16 protein-coding genes are annotated in these 20,374 nt (G+C 74.9%); 7 read left to right on the top strand and 9 right to left on the bottom strand.

Translation table 11 applies throughout. From position 1 onward, the window contains the following. Positions 1–68 precede the first annotated feature (68 nt). Entirely contained in the window at positions 69–917 is an 849-nt protein-coding gene (locus tag SM793_RS12590) for an SDR family NAD(P)-dependent oxidoreductase (protein WP_320438218.1), read from the bottom strand. Positions 918–1,021: 104 nt separating this feature from the next. On the opposite strand from SM793_RS12590, the gene SM793_RS12585 reads away from it, so the two are divergent. Further along, positions 1,022–1,636: a CGNR zinc finger domain-containing protein gene (locus SM793_RS12585; protein WP_320438217.1), complete on the top strand. Its 615-nt coding sequence runs from the start codon at positions 1,022–1,024 to the stop codon at positions 1,634–1,636. Positions 1,637–1,845: 209 nt separating this feature from the next. On the opposite strand, the gene SM793_RS12580 is transcribed toward SM793_RS12585, so the two are convergent. Together SM793_RS12580 and SM793_RS12575 are read right to left on the bottom strand one after the other, a co-directional pair. After that, positions 1,846–2,541 carry a hypothetical protein gene (locus SM793_RS12580; RefSeq protein WP_320438216.1) on the bottom strand — a complete coding sequence of 232 codons (696 nt, stop codon included), beginning with the start codon at positions 2,539–2,541 and terminating at the stop codon, positions 1,846–1,848. Then, a complete protein-coding gene (locus SM793_RS12575; protein WP_320438215.1) occupies positions 2,538–3,788 on the bottom strand; it encodes a 2-isopropylmalate synthase in 1,251 nt (416 codons plus the stop codon). Before SM793_RS12575 ends, SM793_RS12580 begins: the two co-directional genes overlap by 4 nt. 279 nt (positions 3,789–4,067) lie before the next feature. On the opposite strand from SM793_RS12575, the gene SM793_RS12570 reads away from it, so the two are divergent. After that, positions 4,068–6,920 carry an SdrD B-like domain-containing protein gene (locus SM793_RS12570; protein ID WP_320438214.1) on the top strand — a complete coding sequence of 951 codons (2,853 nt, stop codon included), beginning with the start codon at positions 4,068–4,070 and terminating at the stop codon, positions 6,918–6,920. 166 nt (positions 6,921–7,086) lie between these two features. Next, positions 7,087–7,992 carry a hypothetical protein gene (locus SM793_RS12565; RefSeq protein WP_320438213.1) on the top strand — a complete coding sequence of 302 codons (906 nt, stop codon included), beginning with the start codon at positions 7,087–7,089 and terminating at the stop codon, positions 7,990–7,992. A gap of 78 nt (positions 7,993–8,070) precedes the next feature. On the opposite strand, the gene SM793_RS12560 is transcribed toward SM793_RS12565, so the two are convergent. Further along, the gene (locus SM793_RS12560) at positions 8,071–9,405 is read right to left on the bottom strand and encodes a nitrous oxide reductase family maturation protein NosD (RefSeq protein WP_320438212.1); all 1,335 of its coding nucleotides are present in this window, start codon (positions 9,403–9,405) and stop codon (positions 8,071–8,073) included. A gap of 31 nt (positions 9,406–9,436) precedes the next feature. On the opposite strand from SM793_RS12560, the gene SM793_RS12555 reads away from it, so the two are divergent. Next, positions 9,437–10,750: a Dyp-type peroxidase gene (locus SM793_RS12555; protein ID WP_320438211.1), complete on the top strand. Its 1,314-nt coding sequence runs from the start codon at positions 9,437–9,439 to the stop codon at positions 10,748–10,750. Positions 10,751–10,757: 7 nt separating this feature from the next. Here the strand turns inward: SM793_RS12555 and SM793_RS12550 are convergent, their stop codons facing one another. The 3 genes from SM793_RS12550 to wrbA all read right to left on the bottom strand — a co-directional run bounded on the left by SM793_RS12550 (position 10,758) and on the right by wrbA (position 13,990). After that, positions 10,758–11,912 (bottom strand): GDSL-type esterase/lipase family protein, encoded by a 1,155-nt coding sequence (locus SM793_RS12550; protein WP_320438256.1) that lies wholly within the window; start codon positions 11,910–11,912, stop codon positions 10,758–10,760. A 156-nt stretch (positions 11,913–12,068) separates the two neighbouring features. Then, a complete protein-coding gene (locus SM793_RS12545) occupies positions 12,069–13,016 on the bottom strand; it encodes a molybdopterin-dependent oxidoreductase (RefSeq protein WP_320438210.1) in 948 nt (315 codons plus the stop codon). Positions 13,017–13,315: 299 nt separating this feature from the next. After that, a complete protein-coding gene (wrbA, locus tag SM793_RS12540; protein WP_320438209.1) occupies positions 13,316–13,990 on the bottom strand; it encodes an NAD(P)H:quinone oxidoreductase in 675 nt (224 codons plus the stop codon). Positions 13,991–14,278: 288 nt separating this feature from the next. Here wrbA and SM793_RS12535 point away from each other — a divergent pair, with 288 nt between their 5' ends. The 3 genes from SM793_RS12535 (at position 14,279) to SM793_RS12525 (ending at position 16,913) form a co-directional block, all read left to right on the top strand. Next, on the top strand, positions 14,279–14,710 hold the full coding sequence (locus tag SM793_RS12535; RefSeq protein ID WP_320438208.1) for a hypothetical protein: 432 nt from the start codon (positions 14,279–14,281) through the stop codon (positions 14,708–14,710). A gap of 65 nt (positions 14,711–14,775) precedes the next feature. Beyond that, a complete protein-coding gene (locus SM793_RS12530; protein WP_320438207.1) occupies positions 14,776–15,252 on the top strand; it encodes a hypothetical protein in 477 nt (158 codons plus the stop codon). Positions 15,253–15,362: 110 nt separating this feature from the next. Beyond that, the gene (locus SM793_RS12525; RefSeq protein ID WP_320438206.1) at positions 15,363–16,913 is read left to right on the top strand and encodes a multicopper oxidase family protein; all 1,551 of its coding nucleotides are present in this window, start codon (positions 15,363–15,365) and stop codon (positions 16,911–16,913) included. Positions 16,914–16,995: 82 nt separating this feature from the next. Here SM793_RS12525 and SM793_RS12520 read toward each other — a convergent pair whose 3' ends face one another. Together SM793_RS12520 and SM793_RS12515 are read right to left on the bottom strand one after the other, a co-directional pair. After that, the gene (locus SM793_RS12520; RefSeq protein ID WP_320438205.1) at positions 16,996–19,149 is read right to left on the bottom strand and encodes a HelD family protein; all 2,154 of its coding nucleotides are present in this window, start codon (positions 19,147–19,149) and stop codon (positions 16,996–16,998) included. 362 nt (positions 19,150–19,511) lie between these two features. Further along, a complete protein-coding gene (locus SM793_RS12515) occupies positions 19,512–20,207 on the bottom strand; it encodes an RDD family protein (protein ID WP_320438204.1) in 696 nt (231 codons plus the stop codon). Positions 20,208–20,374 lie beyond the last annotated feature (167 nt).

The following is a 20,374-nucleotide window of genomic DNA, read 5'->3' as shown; positions in this document are numbered from 1 at the left end:
GCGTACAGGGGACCGCGCCGCCCCGGGGGCCCCGGCGCCGGACGCCGAGGCCCCCGGGGGACGTGCGATCACCTGTCGACGGCGTCGGTCACGTGGTTCCACTCGTCCAGGCCGGCGAGGCGGGCCTCCAGTGCGGTGCGGATGCCGGTGGCGCCGGCGGCGCCGAGAGCCAGGCGCAGTGGGGGGTTGGGGCTGTCGACCGCGGTTCGGATGCCTTCGGCGATCCGGGCGGCGGAGGAGAACGCGGAGGCGGGCAGTTCTCCGATGCCCTTCTGGACCTCGCGGACGGTCCGGTCGTAGTCGTCGAGGCCGGCGGCGACGTCGAGGTTCGAGAGGAAGGGGGTGGCGGTCATTCCGGGTTGGATGATGGTGACCTTGATGCCGAGCGGCGCGACCTCGGCCGCCAGTGCGTCCGACAGTCCCTCGACCGCGTACTTGGTCGCGGCCAGCAGTCCCACGCCGGGGTGGGCGGACTGTCCGTAGACCGAGGAGCCCTGGAGGATGTGTCCGGATCGCTGGGAGCGGAGTACCGGCAGCGTCGCGCGGAGCACGTTGAGCACGCCGAAGACGTTGGTGTCGAACACGGCGCGGGCTTGCGTGTCGGAGGCTTCCTCGACGGCTCCGAAGAGTCCGTATCCGGCGTTGTTGGCCACCACGTCAATGCGGCCGAAACGCGAGAGTGCGCGCTCCACCGCCTCCCGGACGGCCTGCTCGTCACGCACGTCCGCCCGGACGAGGAGCAGGCGGTCGCCGTGCGCTTCGACCAGTCCCTCCAGGGGTGCGGTCTCGCGGGCGATCGCCGTGACGACATCGCCGTCCTCCACTGCCTGCCGGGTCAGTTCGAGGCCGATGCCGGAGCTCGCACCGGTGATGAGCCAGCTGCGGGGGGCGGTCGGGTGGTTCGTTGCTTCGTTCATGTTGCGACCGTAAGCCGTTAGCTAGCAACGCGTCAATCCAGGGAGCGCCTAACGTTGCCTTTCAGTCGACTTAGTGCCTTTTCCTGCTGATGTAGGCTGGGGCGATGAGCAGCACTGCAACGGGATCTGCGAAACCCAGCCCGCGCACCGTCGTGCCGACGGTGGAGACCGTGCTCGCGTTCGTGAACACCCGCGCGGACGGAGGCGGCCGGCGGGAGCTGTTCGGGGACGGGCACTCGTTCGCGGAGTGGCTCGCGGAGCACGGCGAATTCGGCGACGAGACCGTGGCGACCGACGCGGACGCCGCGGCCGCACGCGAGCTGCGTGACGCCCTGGTGGTCCTGCTGCTCGCGCACTCGGGCGATGAGACGGGCCTCGGCGAGCCGCTCCGGCACGCCGAGCAGCACCTGCGGCGCGCAGGTGCGCTCTACCCGCTGGCGACGGTGGTCACGGCCGGTGGTGTCGAGTTGGCGTCGCCGCAGACAGGGGTTCCGCGTGTGTTCGGGACGGTACTGGCCGCGGTGACGACCTTCGCCCAGACCGGCGACTGGGGGCGCGTCAAGGCCTGCCGCAACCCCCCGTGCCATTTCGGTTTCTTCGACCGCACCCGCAATGGGGCGGGGCTCTACTGCAGTACCGGCTGCGGCTCCCAGGTGTCCATGCGCAACTACCGCCGGCGGCAGCGCCGGGAGGGCGAGGCGCCGCCGCCGGAGATGTGAGGCGGCGGCTCCACAGGTGGCCCCTCGATGCCGTGACCGTCCGCGTCCACGACCAACCGGCCGTCATGACGGGCGCGCTCCGGCCGGGCGGGGAAGCGGCCGGGTCGCGCCGCCGGAGCCGCCGTGACGGCGGCGAGTCCGGTGTCGGCGCCGGAGCCGGGTGGGACGCGCCCTGCCGGAGGCGGACGTGCGGTGCGGGGGGCGGGCCGTCACCGCCCGGGGCCGGTCCGGAGCTGGGCCAGGTACTGCTCGGGATCGGCGAAGGCGCGGTCCTGCGCGCCGTGCCGGTGGAGGTCGAGCCGGCCGTCCGGATGCAGCCGGACGGTGGTGGTGGCGGCCCGCGGTTCCCCGGAGCTGTCGGAGCGGTCGTGGGTGCCGGAGCCGTCGGCGACGGGGGAGCGGAGGACGGGCACGGCGGGCGGGAACATCGCGAGGGCCTCGGCGGGCCCGGGCGCCGGGTCGTGGCCGGTCCGGTTGGCGCTGCTGACGTACAGCACCGGGAAGGCGTCCAGCAGGCCGGCCAGCGGCTGCCAGCGGGCGCCGAACAGCAGCGTCCAGCCGTCCCTGGTCGCGGGTGCCAGCCAGGGCGGCGCCTCGGGGCGGCGCACGGGCGCGAGCACGGTGAGGTGTTCCTCGGCGAGCAGCCGCCGGGCCAGCCGCAGCGCGTGCGGGCCGAGGTCGAGCCGCTCCGTCAGCGCGTCCAGGGTCCGCGGATGGTGGGCCCAGAGCGCGACGGCCTGCTCCGCCGGGCGCTGCTTTGCGGTGTTGACGGCGTCGGGCCGGGTGGCGGCGACGACGCAGGTCAGCGGGGCGGGGTTGGGCAGCACCACGGCCCGCCCCCGGGCCAGGGCGGCGCGGACGGCCGCGAGGTCGGACAGCTCGCGGGCGGGGGGCACGGGCGTCACGGGGTGTCCTCGGCGGTGGTGCGGGCGAGGCCGTCCAGATAGGCGGCGAACAGTTCGTCGTCGACGACGGCTCGGCCGGTGCGGAACGCCCGGCGTTTCACCCAGGCCATGGCCGCGCGGGCCCCGGCCGCGTCCAGCCGGTGGCCGAGCCGCTCGGCGACCGCCGTGACGACCCGGGCGCTCGCCAACTGGGTGAGCACGATGCGGGGTTCGACCCCGAGCAGGGCCGTCGGATCGTAGGGCTGGAACAGCCGGGGGTCGACGAAGGGCGTGCCGGTGGAGATGGTGGCCACCCCCGTGCCGACCACCGGGGTGGTCACCGTCAGCGGCACCCGGGTCTGCTCCGAGACCAGGGCGGCGATGCGCGGCAGCCGGGTGAGGTCCGGTGTCCGCCACCAGAGTTCGGCGGCGCGCCCGTCGGCGCCGAGCAGGGCCGCCGCGCGCTCCGGGTCGTGGGCGAGCAGGAACAGCAGCTGCTCGGTGGCGACCAGGCCGGAGCGTTCGGCCAGGCCGAGCCATGAACTGGACACCACCCGGGCGCCGTTGCACACCGCCTGGACGGTGTTGGCGAGGCCGAGGCCGAGGTCGTTGTGCAGATGCGAGCCCAGTACCACCCCGGGACCGGCCGAGGCGCCCACCCGCTCGAACATCTCGGCCGTCTCGCCGGGGAGTTGGCGCCCGACCGTGTCGGCGAGGAGGACCGTGCCCGCCCCGGCGGCGGTGAACCCGCCCGCAGCTTCGGCCATCAGGCCGTGGTCGGCACGGGAGGCGTCGGCCAGGCACAGGTCGATCGCGACGCCCTCGTCCAGGTCGCGTGCCGCCTTCACCAGGTCCGTGCCGTGCGCGAGCGCCTCGCGGGCGCTCCGGTGCGTCATCACCCGGGCCATCGCCTCGGAGGCCGGGACGACGGCCAGCACCCGGGCGTGTGCGACGCCGCGCACCGAGGCGACCGCCTGCCGGACGTCGGCCTCGGTGCCCCGGCAGACGGCCGCGGCCGAAACCTGTCCCTCGGTCTCGACGGCTACTCGCCGCACCGCCTCGAACTCCTCGGCGCACACGGCGGGGAATCCGGCGGCGAACACCACGTGGCGCGGCCCGTCCGCGCCGAATATCGCGCCGTGCTCCCGGGCCAGCCGCACCCGGAAGCCGCCCGGCATCAAGGTCTTGGCCTGCGCGCCGTCACGCGCCGACTCCTCCCACACCACCAGGCGTCCCGCCGCCGCCGATTCCCGCACGATGTCCCGCATCGGTGATCCCCTCTCGTCCGGCCGGCGCCCTGTGCCGGGCGCTCGTCAGGGGCGCGGGCGGCGGCGCTCGCCGCGCCTGCGCGCGCTCCCGGCAGTCATGATCGTCGAAAGAGCGGGGCCGAGGCGGGAGAAACATCTGATGGAACGTCAAGATTCCTGGTTCTCCTGCGAACTTCCATAAGGTCCCCTTAAGCTCCCCTTACCAACGGCGGCTTTCCGCCACGCACGACTCCCATCCGAGGTCGGGGCGGCGGGACCAACTCCACCATGAGAGCAGGGATGACAACGACACGTGCACAGGAACCCGGCGCCGTACGCGGCCCGGAACGACGGCGGCCGCGGGCGCCCGGCCGCCGGACCGTCGGCGGAGCGGTGGCGCTGGCCGTCGGCATCGGCGCGGTCTCGCTGGCGGCGGCCCCGGAGGCCTTCCCGCAGGCGGGGGACGGCACCGTGACGGTCCGCGTGGTGCGGGCCGTGGACACCACCGGGGTGTGGACGCCCGCGCTGGAACCCGGGCTGGCCGGAGTGAGGGTGACCCTCACCGACGACGCCGGCGCCAGCATCGAGGGCACCACGGCGGCGGACGGCACGGTGACGCTGGCGCCGGCCGCGGCCAAGCCGACCGGTGGCAAGTACCGGGTCCAGGTGGTGAATCCGAAGCCCGGCAAGCTCTACCCGGCCTTCGCCTCCCGGCAGGGCCTGACCGGCGCGCCCAACCAGCTGAGCAGCAACGAGGAGTTCGTCGACCTCTCCGGCGGCAAGAACGTCTCCTACACCACCGGACTGTGGAGCCCCGGCGACTACTGCCAGAAGAACGCCCCGCTGGTCTCGGCCTGCCAGCCGACCACGCGCGAGGGCGGGACGCAGCGCACGCTGCTGTCCTTCCCGTACAGCGCGCGCGGCCAGGAGGGCGTGGACGTCGACGCCACCGACCTCGCCACCAACGCCGACACCGGAACCCTGTTCGGCATCGCCTGGAACCGGGCGGACCGCCGGCTGTTCTCCTCCGCCGTCGCCAAGCGCACCACGGACTACGGCCCCGGCGGCGCGGGCGCGATCTACGTGACCGACCTGGTCACGAAGACCACGAAGCTCTTCACCACCGTCCCGGACGCCGGCGCGACCGCCCACGGCGGCGGCACCGACGACGGGTTCCTGGCGGTCCCGGGCAAGGAGAGCCTCGGCGGCATCAAGATCACCGACGACGGCAAGGACCTCTTCGTCGTCAACCTCAACGATCGCAAGCTCTACCGCTACGACGCCACTGGTCCGACGGCGGCCGCGCCGAAGGCCTCCTACCCGATCCCCGACCCCGGCTGTCCGGCGGCCGTGGACTGGCGGCCGTTCGGCCTCGGACTGCAGGACGGCACCGGCTACCTCGGCGGCGTCTGCTCGGGCGAGTCGACCGGCAAGCTCGCCGACCTGCGCGCGGTCGTGCTGCCGTTCGACCTCGGCACCGGCGCCTTCGCGGCGGCGGTACTGAGTCAGCCGCTGGACTACCCGCGCCAGAGCACCGTCGGCGGCGGCCCCTGCGACGGGGCGGGCTGGTTCCCGTGGACCAACACCTACCCGACCTCGCAGAACGGCAACCCCTGCGGCGCCAGCACCATCGCCAACCCCGAACCGGAGCTGGGCGAGATCGCGTTCGAGACCGACGGCTCGATGCTGCTGTCCTTCCGGGACCGCTTCGGTGACCGCGCCCCGGCCGGCCCGACGCCGGGCTCCGTCGCTGTCGTCATGTCGGGCGGCGACCTCAACAAGGCCTGCCCGGTCAACGGCAGCTACGTGATGGACACCAACAACGGCTGCGGGCTGTCGCCCCGCGGCACCCGGTTCTTCGACACCAGCTGGGGCGGCCACCGCAACACGGCCTTCGCCGGCATGGCCTTCTCCAAGGTCGAGAACACCATCGCGACCTCCGCGTTCGACCCCAACCACACCGCACTCGGCTACGGCACCTCCTTCCTCCAGCGGAACGGCCAGCAGGACCCGAAGTTCGGCCTGCGGCTCAACCCGGCGGGAGTGGTGGCGCCGTTCGGCAAGGGCGCCTCGATGGGCGACCTCGAGGTGCTCTGCGACCAGGCCCCGCTCCAGATCGGCAACCGGGTCTGGTACGACCCCGAGCGCTCCGGCCTCCAACTGCCGGGCCAGCGCCCGGTACCGGCGGCGACGGTCAACCTGTACGACGAGTCGGGGAAGCTCGTCGGCACCACGAAGACCACCGCGCGCGGCGAGTACTACTTCGACGACTCCAACGTCACCGGCGGCCTCAAGCCGCGCACCAAGTACACCGTCAAGCTCGACAACCCGGCCGACTACGCCAAGGGCGGCCCCCTGTACCAGTGGGTGCCCACCACGGCCGACGTCGGCGACAACCGCTTCATCGACTCCAAGGGCGTCGTCCCGGCGGGCGGGCAGTACGTCGAACGCGCCCTGACCACCGGCGGTCCGGGCGAGAACGACCACACCTACGACTTCGGGTTCCGGCAGCAGGAGGGCGCGCTGCGCCTGGTCAAGCACGACCAGGACGGCAAGCCGCTGGCGGGCGCGAAGTTCCGGCTGTGGAAGGACACCAACGGCACCGACGGGCTGCAGAGCACCGGCGACAAGCCCGACACCGCGGTGGGCGACCCCTGCACGACCGGGGCCGACGGCATCTGCCAGGGCACCGGCACGGTCGGGACGTACTACTGGCAGGAGACCAGTCCGCCGGACGGCTACTCCGCGCCGGAGGTGACGGTGTTCGGCCCGCTGGCGCTGACCACCGACAACCTCACCGCCGGGGTCTCGGTGACGGCCGTCAACAAGCTGATCCCGACGCCCACCCCGACGCCCACGCCCACGCCCACGGTCACCCCGACCCCGACCCCGACGCCCACCCCGACCCCGACCCCGACGGTCACGCCGACCCCGACGCCGACCGTGGTGACGCCGACCGAGACCTGGCCGCCGGCGCAGCCGGGCCCGGCCGTGCCGCCGCCCGCTCCGCCGGCGCCGGCCCCCGGATCGCACCTGCCCAGCACCGGTGCGAGCGAGGGCATCCCGGTGATGCTGGCCGGCGCGGGAACGCTGACGCTGCTCGGCGCGGCGCTCCTGCTGCTGTCCCGCCGCCGCCGGGCGCGGCACCAGTAGTAGCGGTACAGCCCTGGTGGCGGCCCTGACGGGCCGTCGCCGAGCGGGCGGGTCCAGGACCTCCGGGTTCTCGGGCCCGCCCGCTCACGCACGTGCCCGTACCGGCAGAACGGCCGACGGGCCGACCGGCCGACCGGCCGACCGACGGACGAGAGAAGGAACCCGCATGGCCCGGACGACCCCGGCCCGGAACCCGCAGGCCCCGAAGCAGGCGTCGGCAACGAAGGAGCCCGGGAAGGCGAAGGAGCCCGTGGCGACGAAGGAGCCCGGGAAGCGGACGGCCCGGACCGCGCCGGACGGTGCCCCCGGACCGGCCCCGCGCCGCCGCACGGTCCGGCTCAGGATCCTCGCCGCCCTGGTGGCGGGCGCCGCCGCCGTCGGCGGCGTGGTCGCCTACCGGACCGTCGCCGCCGACACCGGGGAACGCCCGGTCACCGTCGACGAGGCCTCCCGGCTGGCCCTGTCGCGGCTCAACCTGTTCCAGGCCAGTCCGGTCACGCTCGCCCTGACCGCCGCCGAGGGCGGCGGCGTCACCGTCCAGGTCGAGGGCGTGGTGGACTACCGCGTCCGCCGGGGCGTCGGCCGCTACCGGGTCACCGGCGCCGACGGCCCGCTCGACCACGGCCTGGTGGTGTGGGACGCCGGCGGCCTCGGGCTCGCCCCCGAACCCGCCGGGGTCGACGGACCGGCCTGGGAGCAGGCCGAACGCGTCCCCCGGCAGGGCTGGTCCCCCCGCTCCTACACCGCCGACCCGCTGGACGCCGGGCTGCAACTGGTCGTCCAGCTCGGCGCCGACCGGCCCGACAACCCGCTGCTGCTCGCCCAGTCCGGGGCCCGCAGGCTCGGCGGCGAGCGGCTCGACGGCCGGGACTACGACCGGTTCGCCGGCCCGCGCGCCCAGGGCGCCGCCCCCGACGGGGAACGCTCACCGCTGACCTACTGGGTGGACGGCGACGGCGGCCTGCGCCGGGTCACCATGCGGATGCCCGGGCTGGGCACGCCGACCACGGTGGAGTTCTCCGGGCAGGACGGCGGCGCCAAGCTGCCCGAAGCCCCCTGGCTCACCGGCTGACCGCCTCACCCCGCCGGGCCTCTGTCCCACCCCGCCGGGTGTGGGCCCGGCTTCACCCCGCCGGGTGTGGGCCCGGCGTCACCCCGCCGGGCGCGGCGGGAGCGAACCGGCGTCCGTCGGCAGCGGGTACGCCGCCGGGTCCACCGGCCCCGGCAGCCCGGTCGCCGGGCGGGCCGGCGCGGCCGGATCGACCGCGGACGGCTGCGCGGGCGGAGCCGCCACCTGGCTGAACGGCACCCCCGGCGGCGCCTGCACCGGCGCCGGGCGCCCGGCGGCCAGCGGCCCGCGCCCCGGTCCGCCGCAGGCCGCCGCCGCCTCCAGCCCCTCCGGACTCTGGGTGCCGGGCCGGTTGCCGGTGAAGCAGTTGCCGGGGTCGGCCGAGGCGAGCACCAGGTCCGCGCCGTTGCCGTCGACCTGGTTGCCCTCGACCCGGTTGCCGCTCGCCGGGTGGTCCGCCGGATCGGTGACGATCACCCCGGCCGCGCGGTTTCCCCGGACGAGGTTGCGCTCCACCCGGTTCGCCGTCCCGCCGCCGATCCCGATCCCGATGCCGAAGCCCCCGTCCGCCTGCTGCGGGGTGTCGGCGGCGTTGTTGTCGACGACCACGTTGCCCGCGATCACCGCGCCGTGCTGCGGCGCCAGCGCCTCCAGGTCGTTGGAGTTCACGGTGACGCCCACCCGGTTCCCGGCCACCCGGTTGCCCAGGATCGACAGGCCGTCCGAGGCGTTGGTCAGCTCGACCCCGACCGCGTTGCGCTCCACCGTGTTGCCGCGCACCAGGGTGTCGCAGGGCTTGCACTGGCCGACGTAGATACCGGAGTCGGCGTGCCCGGAGGCATAGGAGTCCTCGATCACGCCGCCGCGCGCGTCGAACGCGTAGATGCCGTACAGGCCGTTGTTGTACGCCGTCACCCCGGTCGCCCGGAAGCCCTGTACGGGCGGGAAGCGGGCGGTGTCCAGCGGGTCGTACGCCGAGCCGCCCGCGCCGCGCTGCTGCAGCTTCTCGTCGGTGACCCCGGTGAACAGCACGCCGTTGGCCAGGTAGTGGTGCACAGTGAGGTTCTCCACCACCGAGCCCGGGCCGGTGACGGTGATGCCGTTGGCCAGCTTGAGCCCGCCGTCCAGCACCACGGCGGAGCGGTCGGTCCCGCGCAGCACCAGGTTGCTCCTGGCGACCCGCACGCTCTCCCGGTAGGTGCCCGGGCCGATCAGCACCGTGTCGCCGTCGCGCGCGACGTCCACGGCCCGCTGGACGGTGGGGAAGTCCTCCGGCACCCGGACGACGTTCCCGGCGGGGTGCGCGGCGTCGCCGGAGTCCGAGCCGCTGGAGGAGCACCCGGTGGCCGTCCCGGCGGTCAGCGCCGCCACCACCACCGCAATAGTCAACTGACGAACACGAAACGTGATTTGCATAGGACGTGTTCTATCGTCTCCAATAGGGCGCATGCCCACCGAACCGGAGAATGCGCCGCCGGATTGCGCGCCGCAGGAGAACGCGCTGCCGCAGGACGCGCCGACGTCCGGCGCGCCCGCCGGTCCCGCCGGTCCCGCCGCGAGCGGCCCCGGGCGGCGCCGGGCACTGCTGGCGGCCGGCGCGGTGCTGGCCGCCGGGTTCGGCGCGGCGGTCGGTGAACTGGCCCACGGCGGCTCCGTGTTCGGCGGGTCGACCGGCTCGGGCCGGACCTCGGAGGACGCCGCCGCCCCGGCCGGCGCGCCGGCCACGGAGGCCCCGATCCCCTTCCACGGAGCCCGCCAGTCCGGACTGACGGGTGCCCAACTCCCGGCGACCCGGCTGCTGGCCTTCGACCTGCCGCCGAACTCCCCGGCCGCCGACCGGGCTTCCCTGCGCACCCTGCTCGCCGACTGGACCCGCCTGCTCTCCGCCACGGCCGCCGGCACGCCGCCGGACCCGCGACTTCGGGGCGACGACGGCCCGCCCCGGACCGCCTCGCTGGTCGGCCTCGGCCCGGCCCTCGCCGCCAGGCTGGCCCTCGCCGTCCCCGGCGGACTGGCCGAGCCGCCCGCCTTCCCCGGCGACCGCCTCGACCCGGCGCGCGGCGGCGGCGACCTGCTGCTCCAGCTCTCCGCCGCCGACCCCTGGACGCTCGCCGTCCTCACCGAACTCGCCGGTGCGGCCGCCCACGCCGCCGGCGCGGTGCCCCGCTGGTCGCAGTCCGGCTTCCTGCCCCCGACCCGCCCGGGCGCCACCCCGCGCAACCTGTTCGGCTTCAAGGACGGCACCGCCAACCCGGACGAGGACGCCGCCCGGCAGTGGGTCTGGGGCCCGCCCGGCCCGCACGAGAACGCCACCGTCCTGGTCTACCGGCGGATCCGGATGGACACCGCGGCCTTCGCCGCCCTCCCCGGGGAACGGCAGGAGGCCGCGATGGGCCGCCGCGCCACCGACGGCGCCCCGCTGACCGGCACCGCCGAACACGACGAACCCGACCTCTACGCCAAGCACCCGGACGGCGCCTACGTCATCCCCGCCACCGCCCACGTCCGGCTCACCGGCCCCCGCCTCGACGGCGGCGCCCGGATGCTCCGGCGCGGCTACGGCTACGACGACGCCCCGGACGACCGCGGGCTGCTCTTCGCCGCCTTCGTGCGCGACACCGCCCAGTTCACCCGCGTCCAGAGCCGCCTGGCCGAGCGCGACGCCCTCAACCCCTTCCTCACCCACACCGCCTCCGCCGTCGCCTACGTCCTCCCCGGCGCCCCGCCGGGAACCGTCCTCGGCGCGCGGCTGCTGGACTGACGGCCTGTCACCGCTGCGGTCGGCCACGGAACGGGCCCCGGTCGGCGAAGGCGTGGGCGGCGAAGCGTTCGCCCATCCGGCGGTACGCGGCTGCGGACGGGTGCAGCCCGTCGGGAAGGTCGCCCACCTCGGCGGGGCCGAGCAGTTCGCGTCCGTCGAGGTAGTGCAGGTGGGGATCGCCGGCCTGCCTGGCTGCCACGATCCTGGCCAGCTCGTCCCGGACCACCTGCAGCGTCAGCGCCCCGAGGGCCACGTCGGCCGGATCTCCCAGCGCCGTGATCCGCCCGTCCCGGCCCACCGCGGTCGGGCCGGGGCACCCGTCGAGGGCCGGGCAGCTCACCGGTGAGACCACCAGCAGCGGAGCGTCCGGGTGCCCGTCCCGGATCGTGTCCAGGAATCCGTGCACCGCCGGGCCGAAGGTGCGCAGCCGGAAGCCGACCCGGGCCACGATGTTGACGCCCGTCTCGAGGCTGATCAGGTCGGCGGGCAGGTCCCGGATCGTCCGGGCGACGTAGGGGTCCAGCATGTCGTTGCCCGGCTGGCTGAGGTTGGTCACCTCCGCGCCCCCGAGCGACGCCGCCACCACCGGCCAGGTCCCGGTGGGGCCGTCGGCCTCGAGGCAGTGGCTGATGGAGCTTCCGTGGTGCACCCAGCGGGGCCGGCCGTCGGGCAGGGGCGCCAGGACCTCGCCGTCGGCGCGAACCGCCACCAGTTCGGTGGGGGTCTGCTGCGGCAGCCACAGCTCGACGGTCTTCATCCCGGCCGGCAGCGCGTCGAAACGTACCGTTCCCGGCTCGCCCGGTACGAGCCGCTGCGGGGCTCCGGGGCCCGCCATCCGCAGGACGTGGCCCAAGGGCGATCGCCGGCGGCCGACCAGAGCGCCGTCCACCCGCAGGTCCAGCATCCCGGTCGGCCGGGGCTCCGGGTCGCCGTCGAGCTGGCCGGTGGAGGTGAGCACCTCGAACTCGAGCACCCGCGCGTCGGTGCGGAACACCAGCCGCACCCCCGAAGGCATCACGGTCCCCCCGAAGACCGAGGGATCCTGGTACTGCTCCTTGGTCCACGCGGGCAGCCGGCGCGGCATCACTCCCGCAGGCGTCGTCTCCAGGTCCAGCGCCCCCCGGATCTCGACCGGTCCGCCCACCAGCGGATACTCCCGCATCGTCACTGTCACCGCTCCTCAGCTCCCTCCGTCCGGCCGGGCAGGTGCCCGACCGGAACCATCGGGCCTCTCCCCGGCCCCGTGTACCCCGACCCTATGCAGAGCAGCCGCGGTCGTGGTGGCCGGGAGGCCGGCGGCATGTCCGGCCGCGGTGACTCAGCGGGCCACCACCTCGATCCCGTGGACGGCGTTCCGCGCGCCGTCGGGCGGCTGGACGCGGCCCCGGGCGTCGGTGGCGCGGCAGCGGATCAGGTGCCGGCCGGGGGCGAGCGCGCAGGGCAGGGTGAACCGCTGCCAGACGGGCTGGGGGCCGCGCGACTCCAGCCGGGCCGGGCGCCAGCCGCCGTCGTCGACGGCGACCTCCACCGCGACGACCGGGTCGAAGCCCCAGGCCCGGCCGGTCACCTGGAACGGCCCGGCCGGGACGGCGTCCCCGTCGCGGGCGCCGACCAGCCTGCTGTTGACGTCGACCTCCCGGACCGGTCGAGGGGCGCCGCCGCCCGGGGGGACCCGGGTGTACAGCCGGGTGGTGAAGAGGTGCTCGGGCCGGTGGTCGGCCAGGACGACGCGGGTCAGCCACTTGACCGAGTTGGTGCCGAAGAACCGGGGCACCACCGCGCGCACCGGGAACCCGTGCTCCCTCGGCAGCGGCGCGCCGTTCACGGTGTCGGCCAGCAGCACCTCCGCCCGGGCCAGGTCCAGCGGCAGGTCCTTGAGGTACGCCACGCCCTGCTCGCCCGCGAAAGCGCCCCGGTCGGCGCCCTCCAGCCAGATGTGGCGGGCCTGCGGGCGCACACCCGCCAGGTCCAGTACGGCGGCCAGCGGCACCCCGGACCAGGCCAGGTTGGCGACGGCACGGGTCGGCTCGTCGGGGCGGGAGGGGTTGCCGAAGCATTCGTGGAAGGCGGTGAGGTCCGTGCGCGGCAGTCCGCGCAGGGCCTGGAGACCCAGCCGCAGCGGCCGGTCCACCAGGCCCTCGACGCTCAGGGTCCAGGCGCCGGCGTCGAGTTCGGGCGGCGGCCCGAGGTGGCTGCGGCGGAAGACCTGCCCGACGGGGGTGAGGAAGGCGTCGGGGATGCTCGGATCGATGGGCGCTGCCTGCACGCGGGCTCCGTACGTCGTCGGGCGGCCCGGGAGGACCGGAAGGGCGGAAGGGATCCACCCCCGAACGATCCGTGTACCCCCGCCGCCGTCCGCCGATGCGGAGCCGGGCCCGGATACTCGTGCGGGTGTCGGCGCCCCGCGGGCGGCCTCCGGTACCGGCTCCCTGCCCCCGCGCCCCCGCCGTTGCACTGCTGTCGCGCGCCCGGGAACGTCCTGAGGCCCCCGTGGGGTCCGGAGGCGGCGGGGGCCGCCGCCCGACGGCGGCGGCCCCGGTGGCTCGGAGGGCCTCCGTCGGCCGGTCAGCCGGTGTGGGTGCGGAGTTCGCCGGCACCGTCGAGGGCCTCGAGGGCCTCGGGGGTCGCGAGGGCGCGGGTGCCCGCGTGGAGGCGGAGCGTGGTGCGGGCCAGGCGCTCGCCCTGGTAGCGGGCCGCGGCCAGGGTGGCGGCGTCGGGGCCGTCCTCGGAGCCGCCGGTCGAGGAGGTGCCGTACGGATTGCCACCGGCCGCGAACACGACCGGGTCGGTGTAGCCGGGCGGGACGATCAGTGCGCCCCAGTGGTAGAAGACGTTGGACAGCGACAGGATGGTGGCCTCGGTCCCGCCGTGCCGGTTGAACGCGGCGGTGAAGACCGTCACCGGCTTGTCCGCCAGCCGCCCCTCCTCCCAGAGCCCGCTCGCCTGGTCGATGAACTGCTTGAGCTGCGCCGCCGGCGCGCCGAAGCGCGAGGGCGTGCCGAACGCGAAGGCGTCCGCCCACGCCAGGTCGTCCAGGGTGGCCTCTTCCAAGGACGCGGTGGCGTCGGCGTGCTGCCGCCAGCGCGGATTGCGGTCTATCGCGCTGTCGGGCGCGAGTTCGGCGACCCGCCGCAGCCGGACCTCGGCCCCGGTCGAGGCCGCTCCGTCGGCGACCGCCTGCGCGAGCGCGTGCACGGTACCGGTGGCGCTGTAGTGGATGACTGCGACCTTTACGGTCATGTGCCTCTCCCCGCCTGTCGATCGGTAATCGGTTGTGCGGATGATGTTATGGGCACAGCAAGATCACCGGGGTGGGTGTCGGCAGCGCTTCCGTCCGGCCGCCGGTTCAGGTGCCGCAGGCCGGATAGGTCTGGCATTCGATCAGGGAACGGATGTACGGCCGCTTCTACCCGATGGAGTGAGGCTCCGCGATTCCGCCGTGCACGGCCGGGTCTGCGCCGATTGAATCGGCTCACCCAATGGCTGGCGGTGCCCGGGTGGCACCGCGTCCGCAGAGTGGAGTCGACCATGGCACCCGTACCCAACGGCGTGTACGCCATCACCAAGCAGTACGAGCAGCTGATCACGCTGCTGGAGCCGAAGGACCTCGCGGTCCTGCTGCCGCCGACCGGACAGCCGGGCGACCAGGAATGGCAGATCGAAGGGCGCGACGACGGTAACGTCACGATCCGCAACCTGCGCCACCAGACATTCCTGACCTACGACAACGACCCGAACCTCAACGAGATGATCATGGGGAGCACCGAGCCCCGCCCGTGGGCGCTCTACCAGGCGGCCCAGCCGTTCAGCTTCCATGTGGTGGTCCCGGGCGGCCCGATCGAAGGGGTCGAGCTGGCGCTGGACCTCAGCCTGCTGAGGATCTTCCCGCCGCGCCTCGCGCTGCGTCCGCTGGACGTCAACGACCAGCGGCAGGTGTGGAGGTTCGAGCTCCACGAGTAGGGGCGCGGAGTAGGGCCGGGCGGTCTTACGGCGTGCGAATACCGGGGCGGGGTACGGTGGCCGCCATGTGCCGCCCGGACGCCGAAGCCTCCCCCCACGGGCCCGCCGCCCGTGCCGGGGTGGACGGGCGTCCGTGCTGGAACCGTCGGCGGTGGGCGGGGGCGGCCGTCGTGGTGCTGCTGCTGACGGCCCTCGGGCTGATCGGCCACCACACCCTGCCGGCGGGCGTGATGCCGACCTCGCACGCCCCTGCTGCCATGGCCCATGGCACGGCGGCACACGGCACCACGGCACACACCGCTCCCGTCGGGACCGCCACGGCACCGGTCGTCAGCGACCCCGTCCGGGCCTGCGCCGAACACCGGGTCTGCTCCTCGACCGTGCCGGCGCGCGGCGCGGCCCCCGCCGCCCCGCCCGCCGCCGCCCTCGCCGCAGCCGCGCGCCCCGACCCGGCGCCGCGCCCGGCGGTCGCCCACCCCGGGCTGCCCTGGCCGGGCGCGCCACCTCCCGATCTCGACGTCCTCTCCGTCGCGCGCAAATAGGCGCCCCCCGGCGGCCGGGAACCGGAACTCCCGTCCCGCGCCGCCGAGCGGCCCCGTCCACCGGTACGGGCGACCACCCGTGCCACCGCGCGCACACCCGAGAGACCTCGATGCCCGAGTACACCGTCAACCGTCGTTCCCTCCTGCTCGCGGGCCTCGGCGCCGCCGGCGCCGGCCTGCTCGCCGCCTGTTCGGACGGTCCCGCGGCGCCGCCGCTCGCCGACCCCTCCGGCAGCGCCGTCGCCCGGGCGGAGGCCGCCCGGGGCGGCACCGGCCGGGAGCGCCCCGTGACCGTCACCGCGACGGCCGACACCGTCGACCTGGGCGGCGGGACCACCGCCCGGTCCTGGACCTTCGGAGCCCTGCCGGGCACCCCGGTCCGCACCACGGCCGGGGACACCCTGGTCGCCACGCTCAACAACCACCTGCCCGACCCGACCTCCCTGCACTGGCACGGTCTGGCGCTGCGCAACGACATGGACGGCGTGCCCCCGGTCACCATGCGGCCGGTCGCGCCGGGCGGCAGCTCCACCTACCGCTTCGTCACCGACCGTCCGGGCACCTACTGGTTCCATCCGCACGTCGGGGTCCAACTCGACCGGGGCCTGTACGCGCCGCTGATCGTCGAGGACCCGGACGAGCCGCTCGGGTACGACGAGGAGTGGGTGGTCGTGCTGGACGACTGGCTGGACGGCGTCACCGGCACACCCGACCAGGCGTTCGCCGAGCTTCGGAAGGGAATGGGTGGCGGCGGCCACGACATCGGCAGCCACAGCATGTCCGGCAGCGGCAGTAGCGGCGGCGGCAGTGGCGGCGGTGCCGGTTCCTTCATGCTCATGGGCGCCACCAGCGCCCTGCTCGGCGGCGACGCCGGGGACGTCCGTCACCCGCACCACCTGGTGAACGGCCGGATCGCCGCCGACCCCGAGGTGTACCGGTCGGCGCCGGGCCGGCGGGTGCGGCTGCGGATCGTCAACGCGGGCGCCGACACCGCCTACCGCCTCGCGCTGGGCGGCCACCGGCTGACCGTGACCCACACCGACGGCTACCCGGTCCGCCACGAGGAGGTGGACGCCCTGCTGGTCGGGATGGGCGAGCGCTACGACGTGCTGGTCACCCTCCAGGACGGCGTCTTCCCGCTGACCGCGCTCGCCGAGGGGAAGGACGCCGCCGGGCAGGCCCTGGTCCGCACCGGCGCGGGCGAGGCGCCGGCCGCCGCGTTCCGCCCCGCCGAGCTGAACGGCCGGATCCTCGCCGCCACGGATCTGCGGGCGGCGGAGGGGGCCGGGCTGCCGCGACGGGCGCCCGAGCGCACCCATCGGATCGAACTCACGGGCGGGATGGCCGAGTACGACTGGGCGCTGAACGGGCGCCCCTTCGACATGGCCGACCCGGCCGCGCGCCCGTTCCTCGTCGGCAGCGGTGAGCGGGTGCGGCTGGAGTTCGTCAACCGGACCGACATGTGGCACCCCATGCACCTGCACGGCCACACCTTCCAACTGGGTGACGACGGTCCGCGCAAGGACACCGTGATCGTGCTGCCCGGGCGGACGGTGGTCTGCGACTTCGAGGCGGACAACCCGGGGCAGTGGATGACGCACTGTCACAACGCCTACCACGGCGAGGCCGGGATGATGGGGCTGCTCGCCTACCGCGCCTGACGGTGGCTTCCAGGGCCTCAAGCCCCCGGGCGGTGGCGGGCGGATCGTCCGCCACCGCCCGGGAGGGACACAACCGGTCGGGTCAGTCCTTCCGCACCACGATCGTGCACAGGCGCTTGGTGGCCCGGGTGAGCGCGACGTACAGGTCGCGTTCGCCGCCCGGCCGGGCCGAGGCGATCGCGTCGGGATCGAGCACGACGGCCGTGTCGAACTCCAGACCGCGCGCCTCGGAGGCCGGGACCAGCCGGGCGTACCGTTCCGCGCCCGCCGCCGTGAGCGCGTCCACCGAGCCGTCCGGGCACACCACGCCGATGAGTTCGCCGGGGTGGGCGGCCGACTGCTCGCGCAGTTCGGCCAGCAGGGCGTCCATCAGCCCGGCGGGCGAGGCGTCGCGGCTGCGGGGCTCCTCGCCGTGCCGGATCGAGCCGATCGGGGCCTGGTCCGGCGCGATCCGGGCCAACAGCTCACGGGTGGTGGCGAGGATCTCCTCGGTGGTCCGGTAGCTGACGGTCAGGGTGCGCAGGTCGAAGCGGCCGCCGAGGTGCGGGTCCAGGGCCTCGTGCCAGCCGTGCGCGGTGGTGGCCGGGCCGGCCTGGGCGAAGTCGCCGACCAGGGTCATCGACCGGGCCGGGCACCGGCGCAGGACCATCCGCCACTGCAACGCGGTGAACTCCTGCGCCTCGTCCACCACCACATGGCCGAAGGTCCGCGCCGGCGGGCCGTCCAGCAGGGCGGACGCCTCGTCCAGCAGCGGCAGGTCCGCGTCGGTCCACGGCGCGCCCGGGGCCCGCAGCAGGACCTGGCGCTCCTCGGCGGTGAACCCCGGCAGGCGCGCGGCCAGCGTCCCGAGGTCCCCGAGCAGGGCGTCCACCACCGCGCCGGGCGTGAGGTGCGGCCACAACTCCTCGACCGTGCGCTCGACGAGGTCGTCGTCGAGCAGGGCGGCCCGCATCGCGTCCGCGTCGAACTCCGCCCCGCCGGCCGCCGGATCGGCCTCGATGCCCAGGTTGCGCAGGTCCGACGCCGTGGCCCGGTCGAGGTCGAGGCCGGTCAGCTCGGCCACTTCGGCGTCGATCCGCTCCAGCGTCTCGGCGGCTTCGCGGGCCAGGTCCCTGGTCACCGCGTCGACCAGCAGCTCCTTGAACAGTCCGCGGGCCCGGTGGTGCGGGAGACCGCTCATCAGTGCGGCGTCACGAGTCCGGGCGACCTCCGCCTCGCCCAGACACACGTCGTCCTGCCCGACCCGCACGGCGAACTCCCCGGCGGGTGCCTGCCGTTCCCGCACCGTCGCCGCCAGCGCCCCGGCGAGCGCCCCGTCGCCCTTGAGTCTGGCCGCCTCCGGCCGCTCGACGGCGGGCACGGGCCCCGCCCCGTCCGGCGCCCGCCCCGTGCCCGCCCCGTTCTCCCTGCCGCCGGTCCCGTTCCGCAGGCCCGGTGCGGCGAGTTCGGCGCAGGTCGCGAGGACGACCTCGCTCTCGCCGAGCGAGGGCAGCACGTGCGAGATGTAGTCCAGGAAGCGGGCGTTGGGTCCCAGCACCAGTACGCCCCGCTCGGCGGCCTTCGGGAAGGCGTAGAGCACATAGGCGGCGCGGTGCAGCGCGACCACCGTCTTCCCGGTGCCGGGACCGCCCTGGACCACGGTGACGCCGCGGTGCTGGGAACGGACGATCGCGTCCTGCTCGGTCTGGAGGGTGGCCACCGCGGTGCCCATCCGGCCGGTGCGGCGGGCCTGGAGCGCGGCCGCGAGCGGGCCGTCGCCGACCACGTCCTCCGCGGTGGGCTCGGAGCCGTCGAGCAGTTCGTCGCTCACCCCGACCACCGTGCGCTCGGTGAGCCGCAGGTGGCGGCGCCGGCGCAGACCCATCGGGTGCACGGGTGTCGCCTCGTAGAACGCGCGGGCGGCGTCGGCCCGCCAGTCGACCAGGGCGGGCAGCTCGTCCTCGTCGCGCTGGAGGCTCAGCCGGCCGATCCGCAGCGCCGTGCCGTCCGCCAGATCGATGCGGCCGAACACCAGGCCGCCCTCGGCCCCTTCGAGGCGCCGCACCTCCCGGGCGAGCTGTTCGGCGGCCAAGTCCCTCTCGTACGCCTCGGTGGCGCCGTCCGCCTGTTCGGCGAGTGTCCCGACGAGCCGGGCCCGGGTGTCGGCGAGCCGCTCGTCGAACAGCGCGACGACGGCGGCCACCTCCGCCCGCTCCAGCTCCACTTGCTGTACCACGTTGTCCTCGACCTGCGGCAAGGCAGCGCTCCTCTCGGGTTCGGCCTGCCACTATGCGAGGACGCGCGGGGAATGTAAATGTTGACGTTCCGGCTCGGACTGTGTCCACGGACCGCCGCCGGGCCCGCAGATCCGACGCTACGTCACCTCACCGGGGGGTTCCGGGCCTTCCGGCCGGATGCCGGTCCACCACCGGGGGAGAACGGGGACCGGGGCCCGGTGACGGCCGTGGACCGGGGCCGGGCCGGGGCCGGAGGTCGGGCGGGCCACCGGCCCGGGACCGGCCCGACGTCCGGCCCGACGTCCGGCCCGACGTCCGGCCCGACGTCCGGCCCGACGTCCGGCCCGACGTCCGGCCGGGGGAGTTCGCGGGAGGCCGCGGCTCAGGACTCCTTGACCACCACGGTCTTCGCCGACTTGTCGTGCAGGGCCTGCTGGAGCGGCTTGTCCCACAGCGGCCACAGGACGTTGACCAGCGCGAAGAGGGAGCCGATGCAGTAGACCGCGTTGGGCAGGGTGTACACGGCCGCGCGGATCAGCAGCGAGTTCTCGGCCGGCTTACCGCCGTGCCCGAGGTCCACGACCCGCAGCTTCATCACCTTCTTGCCGACCGTCTGGCCGCCCTGGGTGAGCAGCATCGCCGCCTCGTAGCCGAAGGAGAGCAGGCCCGCCACGAGGTAGTAGAGGATCGAGGCGCCGAGGACGACGAAGACCAGCAGGGTCGGGACGAGGAGCACGGCGACGTCGATCAGCCGGGCGACCAGCCGCTCCCCGATCGGCGCGAGCTGACGGGACCCGGGTACCGGGGCGCCGCCGTACCCGCCGGGCTGGCCGAGCCAGTGCGGCAGGCCGGCCTGCGGCTGCTCGCCGTAGGGCTGCTGCGGGGGGACGCCGTAGCCGGGCTGCCCGTACGGGGCCTCCTGCTTGTACGCCTGCTGGTCGTGGGGCGCCTGCTGGCCGTACGGAGCCTGCTGGCCGGACGGCGGCTGCTGTCCGTAGGGGTTCTGCTGTCCGTAGGGGTTCGACCCGTCGTACGGGTTCTCGTTCTGGCCGTACCCGGTGGGGCCGTTGGTACTCATCCTGGCTGGTTCCCTGCCTCGGAGGTGGTGGTAGGGCTGTTCTATCGATCATCCGACGGTCGCGGGAAGACGGACGGGCAAGTCGTTACCGATCAGGGGTGACCTTGTCGCCGAGCCGGGTACCCAGGAGTGCTGTTATGTTCGGATTGCCGGAATCAGCCTGCGCC

Origin of the sequence: Kitasatospora purpeofusca, from assembly GCF_034043715.1 — a bacterium.
GTDB classification, from domain to species: domain Bacteria; phylum Actinomycetota; class Actinomycetes; order Streptomycetales; family Streptomycetaceae; genus Kitasatospora; species Kitasatospora purpeofusca_A.
The sequence above is the reverse complement of the archived record's forward strand: the minus strand, read 5'-3'. Positions and strand labels throughout refer to the sequence as shown.

What these genes read in the sequence shown, in the direction of transcription:
- SM793_RS12530 (WP_320438207.1), top strand. Translation starts at nt 14,776, where the DNA reads ATGTGCCGCCCGGACGCCGAAGCCTCCCCCCACGGGCCCGCCGCCCGT.
- SM793_RS12590 (WP_320438218.1), bottom strand. Translation starts at nt 917, where the DNA reads ATGAACGAAGCAACGAACCACCCGACCGCCCCCCGCAGCTGGCTCATC.
- SM793_RS12575 (WP_320438215.1), bottom strand. Translation starts at nt 3,788, where the DNA reads ATGCGGGACATCGTGCGGGAATCGGCGGCGGCGGGACGCCTGGTGGTG.
- wrbA (WP_320438209.1), bottom strand. Translation starts at nt 13,990, where the DNA reads ATGACCGTAAAGGTCGCAGTCATCCACTACAGCGCCACCGGTACCGTG.
- SM793_RS12550 (WP_320438256.1), bottom strand. Translation starts at nt 11,912, where the DNA reads ATGCGGGAGTATCCGCTGGTGGGCGGACCGGTCGAGATCCGGGGGGCG.
- SM793_RS12525 (WP_320438206.1), top strand. Translation starts at nt 15,363, where the DNA reads ATGCCCGAGTACACCGTCAACCGTCGTTCCCTCCTGCTCGCGGGCCTC.
- SM793_RS12560 (WP_320438212.1), bottom strand. Translation starts at nt 9,405, where the DNA reads ATGCAAATCACGTTTCGTGTTCGTCAGTTGACTATTGCGGTGGTGGTG.
- SM793_RS12570 (WP_320438214.1), top strand. Translation starts at nt 4,068, where the DNA reads ATGACAACGACACGTGCACAGGAACCCGGCGCCGTACGCGGCCCGGAA.
- SM793_RS12565 (WP_320438213.1), top strand. Translation starts at nt 7,087, where the DNA reads ATGGCCCGGACGACCCCGGCCCGGAACCCGCAGGCCCCGAAGCAGGCG.
- SM793_RS12585 (WP_320438217.1), top strand. Translation starts at nt 1,022, where the DNA reads ATGAGCAGCACTGCAACGGGATCTGCGAAACCCAGCCCGCGCACCGTC.
- SM793_RS12535 (WP_320438208.1), top strand. Translation starts at nt 14,279, where the DNA reads ATGGCACCCGTACCCAACGGCGTGTACGCCATCACCAAGCAGTACGAG.
- SM793_RS12515 (WP_320438204.1), bottom strand. Translation starts at nt 20,207, where the DNA reads ATGAGTACCAACGGCCCCACCGGGTACGGCCAGAACGAGAACCCGTAC.
- SM793_RS12555 (WP_320438211.1), top strand. Translation starts at nt 9,437, where the DNA reads ATGCCCACCGAACCGGAGAATGCGCCGCCGGATTGCGCGCCGCAGGAG.